Annotated in this window: 5 protein-coding genes; all 5 read right to left on the minus strand. The window is 73.7% G+C overall.

Going from position 1 to position 5,868, the window contains the following annotated elements; all coding sequences use genetic code 11:
- Window positions 1–76: 76 nt before the first annotated feature.
- Window positions 77–1,006 carry an SDR family NAD(P)-dependent oxidoreductase gene (locus E1300_RS46850; protein WP_131763724.1) on the minus strand — a complete coding sequence of 310 codons (930 nt, stop codon included), beginning with the start codon at window positions 1,004–1,006 and terminating at the stop codon, window positions 77–79.
- Complete coding sequence (locus tag E1300_RS46855; protein ID WP_131763725.1) at window positions 1,003–2,217, minus strand: amidohydrolase family protein; 1,215 nt, start codon at window positions 2,215–2,217, stop codon at window positions 1,003–1,005. Before E1300_RS46855 ends, E1300_RS46850 begins: the two co-directional genes overlap by 4 nt.
- 17 nt (window positions 2,218–2,234) lie before the next feature.
- Window positions 2,235–2,981: an acetoacetate decarboxylase family protein gene (locus E1300_RS46860; RefSeq protein ID WP_131763726.1), complete on the minus strand. Its 747-nt coding sequence runs from the start codon at window positions 2,979–2,981 to the stop codon at window positions 2,235–2,237.
- Entirely contained in the window at window positions 2,978–4,036 is a 1,059-nt protein-coding gene (locus E1300_RS46865) for a Rieske 2Fe-2S domain-containing protein (RefSeq protein WP_207400399.1), read from the minus strand. The genes E1300_RS46860 and E1300_RS46865 overlap by 4 nt, the downstream gene beginning before the upstream one ends.
- A 66-nt stretch (window positions 4,037–4,102) precedes the next feature.
- Complete coding sequence (locus E1300_RS46870; protein WP_131763728.1) at window positions 4,103–5,764, minus strand: FadD3 family acyl-CoA ligase; 1,662 nt, start codon at window positions 5,762–5,764, stop codon at window positions 4,103–4,105.
- Window positions 5,765–5,868: the final 104 nt, after the last annotated feature.

Genomic DNA, 5,868 nt, shown 5'->3' on the forward strand with positions numbered 1-5,868 from the left:
CCCGGCGGGGGCCGCCGCCCGGCCGTCCGGTCGCCGGGCTCGGCTCGGTGCCCGCGTCCTCGGTCACGGCGCCCCCTCATCCGCGGTCCGGTCGGTCCCGGTCGAGGATGCCATGCCCGCCGGTGACCGTGGGGACGTCCCCGCGCCCGAACCGCTCGGCGCGCTCGGCGAGGGTCCGCGCGGCCCCGTCCCGGTCGAGGCTGACGCAGTAGTCGCCCCGGCGGATGCCGTCCAGGAAGGAGGCGGCGAGCTCGTCCAGCGGCTGGACGCGCATCTCCCGCCCCGCCGCGGCGGCGGCCTCGACGACCTGCGCGACCGTCATCGGCGGCGTGCCGCGCGGCCGCTCCCGCGCCAGCCCGGCGGGCCGGTTCCGGTCGGCGGTCCAGAGCCCGGTGTCGAGCAGGCCGCCCGCCGGAAGGAACAGCGACACGCCGATCGGGGCGCCGCGCTCGCGCAGTTGGACGGCGAGGCACTCGGTCAGCGTGGCGACCGCGGCCTTGCTCGCGGCGTAGACGGACGCGCCGGGCAGCGGGTTGACGGCGCCGTCTCCCGAGGAGGTGTTGACGATGTGGCCGGGGCGCCCGCCGGCCAGCATGCGCGGGACGAACGACTGGATCCCGTGCGCGACGCCGAACACGTTGACGGAGTGGACCCAGCGCCAGTCGTTGGGGGTGGTGTCCCACACGTCCGCCGAGGGCGCCCCGACGCCGGCGTTGTTGACCAGGACGTCCGTCCCCCCGAACCGGTGGTGGACCTCGTCCGCGAGCCGCTCCACCGACTCGGGCTCGGTCACGTCGGTCACCACGCCGGCGACGGTCCCGCCGCGGGCGGCGGCCGGTCCGGCGAGCTCGTCCGCGGTCTCCTCCAGGCGCGCCTTCTCCACGTCCGCGAGGACGACGCGCGAGCCCGCCCCGGCGAACGCCGCGCCGAGCGCCCTGCCGATGCCGGACGCGCCGCCGGTGATGACGACGACCTTCCCGGCGAAATCGGTGATGTGGCCGGTCACGGAGCCGCCTCGCCGTGGATGTCGGCGACGGTGGGGCCGGCGCGTTCGACGTGCGGGGCCAGCGCGTCCAGGTCGAAGCCGTAGACGCCGGCGGCGGTCAGCCCGAGGATGCGCCGGACGTCCTCTTGCGGGACGTCCCGGAACCGGTCGGCGAGCCACTGCCGGGTGTTGGGCCAGGATCCCTCGGGGTGCGGGTAGTCGCTGCCCCACATCAGGTTCCCGACGCCGATCTCGTGCCGCCGCCGCACCTCGACGTCGCCCATCACGGAGGCGGCCATCCAACAGTTGCGGTCGAAGTACTCGCTCGGCTTCATCGTCAGCCCGGAGCGGAAAGCCGCCGGGCCGAACTTGCGGGTGGCGTGGTCGCCCTCCCACTTGGAGTCCATCCGGCTGATGATGTCGGGCACCCACCAGGCGCCGTTCTCGGCGATGACGTACTTCAGCGCGGGGTGGCGCTCGAACACGCCGCCGAGGATCAGCGCCCACAGCGGGCGGGCCGCCCACCAGTACGCCTCGGTGGTGTAGATGGCGATCAGGCCGGGGGTGATGCCGTAGTCGTCCTCGTCGGGGCCGACGCCGGAGTGGGTGTGGACGGGCAGCCCGGTCGCGGCGGCAGCGGCCCAGACCGGGTCGTAGACGGGGTCGTTGTAGGACGGCAGCGCGCCCCACTTGGTGGGGATCATGATGCCGCCGCGCAGCCCGGAGCCGGCCGCCCACTCGATCATCTTCACGGCGGCGGGGACGTCGTGCAGCGGGACGATCGCCACACCGGCCCGGCGCTCGGGGCTGTTCTGGCAGAACTCCACCAGCCACCGGTTGTGCGCCCACGCGCCGGCGAGGGTCAGCTCGGCGTCGTCGCTGCCGGTCGAGCCGAGCCCGGCGGTGAACGGCGTCTTCGTCACGCCGCCGACCCCGGCGGAGTCGGCGTCGGGGAAGACGACCTCGGCGGCGACGCCGTCATGGTCCATCTCCCGGTTGCGGACCTCGGGGTCGAAGGCGCCCTTCATCCCGCCGTGCTCGCCGATCTCCTTGTCCCACTCGGCGAGGAACCGGCGGTGGTCGTCGTTCTCGGCGAGCTGCCGCATCGCCTCCGCCTCGGCGGCGGCCTCGTCGAACGCCGCGCGGTACTTCTCCTCCACGTAGCCGCGGTACTCCTCGGCGGGCAGGCCCGCGTGGCTGTCGGTGGAGATCAGCGTGTACTTGTCGGTCATGCGTGCTCCCGGCGGCTTCAGTAGCGGGCGGCGGCGTAGGGGGCGAACGCCTCGGGGTCGACCGGGGCGACGACCTCGGGCCTGTTGCGGCTGGCCCGGCGGACCCACTGCATCGAGACGACGTCGCGGACGGGCAGGTCCACGACGGGGCAGTCCGGCAGGTCGCGCAGGACGAGCTCGCCGTCCACAGCCTCGACCGACTCGGGCGCGCGCGTCTGCTCCAGCCTGACCAGCAGGGGCCCGGCGTCGAAGCCGGTCCCGTCCACCGCGGGCAGGAACTTGAACCAGAACTGCCGCGCCGGATAGGGCTCCGGCACGGGCAGTGGACCGGTGACCCGCCCCTGGATCTCCACGAACGTGACGCCCTTGCGGGTGATTGTCCCGGTCACGCGGTCGCCGTCGCGGACGAGCGCGATGTCGGCCAGCTTCTTCGGCTCGCCGAACCGCTCCCTGCTGATCGCGATGGCGGGCTCCAGGTCGATCGGGATGAGCAGCGGGTACTCGCCCGGCGCCCCCTCGTGCTCGGCGTCCACGGCGAAGTAGCCGACGAGCTCCTTGTGCCGGTACTCGCCGAACGTCAGGTCGATGTCGGTGATCCGGACGTGCACGCGCGGCTCGCCGGGCGGCGTCAGCGGCGGCGGGAGGACTTCGGCGAGCGCCTCCGGATCGGTCAGGTACACGACCTCGACGGCCGGCAGCGCCGGCACGGACGTGGTCAGGCCGTTCTGCGCCTCGGGCTCCCTCACCCAGCGGGTCCTGCTCATCGCGCGTCCCATCCCTCGGGGCCGGAGTAGAACTGGCGGGACCAGCGCCGGTGCTCGCTGATGTCCTTCTCCATCGGGCGGAGCACCGGCCGGTCGCGGTAGACCTTGTTCTCCCAGATCGGGATGTCCTGGCTGAGCCCCTCGCAGAACGCGTGCGCGGCCTCCTCCGCCGCGTTCTCGCCCAGGGACCGCGGCGAGGTGAAGATCCACCTGACGTGGACGGTGTCCTCGTCCACGGGCGTCGTGCTGGACACGAACGTCGTCCAGCCCTTGAGGCGCAGCACGCCGAGCCCGAGCCCGAATCCCTCCCGGACGAAGTCGCCGCCCGCGCCGACGGCCCGCTTGTAGGCGCCGTCCACGAAGAACTCCTCCTCGGGGACGGCGTCGGTCCCGTGGACGAACTTGAAGTGCGCCCGGTCCACGTTGTTCTCCGCCATCTCCTGCGCGCACGTCGCGATCCGGAAGTCCCGGACGACGATGGGCGACCACTCGGGGTCGCGGAACTCCGGGACGTCGGGGACCTCGTAGAAGGGCTCGCCGCCGGTCAGGTGATGCCAGGCCCAGATCATCCCGTTGCGCTCGACGACGGGGTACGCGCGGACCCTGGCCCGTCCGGGGATGTAGTCGCTGTCGTCGTAGGGGACGTCCACGCACCGGCCGGTCCCGCCCTCGAAGGTCCAGCCGTGGAAGGGGCAGCGGATGCAGCCGTCCTCGACCTTCCCGCCGACCGCGAGGTGGGCGCCGAGGTGCGGGCAGTGGGCGTCGACGAGGTACGGGAGGCCGTCCTCGCCGCGGAACAGCACGAGCTCGCGGCCGAAGTAGTACAGCGGCACGACGCCGCCCGGGGCGATCTCGCCGCCGCGGGCCACGATGAACCAGCCGTTGGGGACGGGGAACGGGAAGCGCCCCCGCGGGTTCCGGATGACCCGCGGACGGCGCGCCTCGTCGAACAGCAGGCCGGCGTCCCGCGGCATCGGCAGGCCCGCGAAGCCCGAGGACTCCGGAGCGGCGGGGGACGGGGGTGCGGGGGGTGGTCCGATCTCGGCCGCGGTCATCGCCGCCTCCATTACCGGATGGATTATCGAAACTGATTCAAAAATCGCCCCGGCCACCCCCGCCTGTCAACCCCCGCCAAGACCCTCCTCGGCGAGGCGCTCGCGCAGGACCGTCTTCGCCACCTTCCCGGCGGCGTTGGTCGGCAGCTCGGGCACCACGTGCACGTGGCGGGGCACCTTGTAGTTGGCCATCTCGGCGCGGCTCCACGCGATGATCCCGGCCGGGTCGACGGTCCGGCCCCGGCGCGGCACGACGAAGGCGGCGCCGACCTCGCCCATCCGCTCGTCCGGGACGCCGACGACCGCCGCCTGCGCCACGTCCGGATGGCGGGACAGGATCCGCTCGATCTCCGCCGGATAGGCGTTGAAGCCGCCGACGATGAACATGTCCTTGATCCGGTCGGTGACGCGGATCCGGCCGGCGCCGTCCACCGCGCCGATGTCGCCGGTGTGCAGCCAGCCGTCGGCGTCCACGGCCGCGGCCGTCTCGGCGTCCTCGCCGAAGTAGCCCTTCATCACCGCGTAGCCGCGCACCAGCAGCTCGCCCTCGGTGCCCGCCGGCACGGGTGCGCCGCTCGCGTCGACCACGGCGACCTCCAGGCCGGGGAGCGGGCGGCCGACCGTGCTGCTGACCGTCTCCAGCGAGTCGTCGTAGCGGCACATCGCGACGATGCCGCACGACTCCGTCAGCCCGTAGCCCTGCACGACGTGCTCGAACCCGAGCTCGTCCTTGATGCGCCGGAGCAGCGCCGGCGGCACGTTCGCGGCGCCCGTCACCGACAGCCGCAGGCTCGCGACGCCGTCGGCGCTGAACGCGGGGTGCTCCAGCATGGTCTGGTACAGCGTCGGGGTCCCGGGGAGCACGGTGACCCGCTCGCGCCGGACGGTCTCCAGCACGCGCGGGACGTCGAGGGTCCGCGCGGGCAGCACGGTCGCGCCCGTCAGCAGCGAGGCCAGCCATCCGGCCTTGTAGCCGAAGCCGTGGAAGAACGGGTTGACCACCAGGTAGCGGTCGCCCTCGCGGAGCCCGACCACGTTCGACCAGACCGCGTACGCGCGCAGGGTCTGGCCGTGGGTGCACATGGCGCCCTTCGGCCTGCCCGTCGTACCGGACGTGAACATCATGTCGGACAGGTCGCCGGGCCCGAGGCCAGCGGCCCGCTCCGCCGCTTCAGCCGCGGTGACGCGCTCCCCGTCCGCGAGGAAGAGGTCCCAGGGGACGATGCCGTCCTCGGCGGGGCCGTCCATCGCGACGACCGTCTCCAGGTCCGGGAGTCCCGCGTAGGGACGTTCCAGGCCCCTGCCTCCGGCCCCCGCCGCGAGGAGCGCGGGGTAGTCCTGGCCGAGGAAGTCGGTCTCCACGCACAGGATCCGCGTCCGGCTCTTGCCGAGGATGAAGGCGGCCTCGGCGCCCTTGAAGCGGGTGTTGAGCGGGACGAGGACGCCCCCGGCGCGCTGGAGGCCGAGCGCCGCGATGATCCACCGGGTGGAGTTGGGGCCCCAGACGGCCGCCCGGTCGCCCGTGCGCAGCCCGGCCGCGATGAACGCCCGCGCCGCCGCGGTGACCGCCGCGTCCAGGCCGGCGTAACTGAGGCGCGCGTCGCCCTCCACGACGGCCTCGGCGGCGGGGATGCGGCGGGCCGCGTCCGCGAGCAGGGCGGACGTCGTGCCCCAGCGCAGGTCGGCCCGGGGATCGGCGGAGCCCGGGGGAGCCGGTGCCGAAGTCATAGCGCCTCCGCGAACGTCGAAGCAATGTGGATAATATATACATTCTTCGGATTCCCGGCCGCGGGCTCAGGTCGCGACGGCCGCGCGCTCGGCCTCGCGCCGGG

The organism is Actinomadura fibrosa (assembly GCF_900659615.1).
GTDB classification, from domain to species: Bacteria; Actinomycetota; Actinomycetes; order Streptosporangiales; family Streptosporangiaceae; genus Spirillospora; species Spirillospora fibrosa.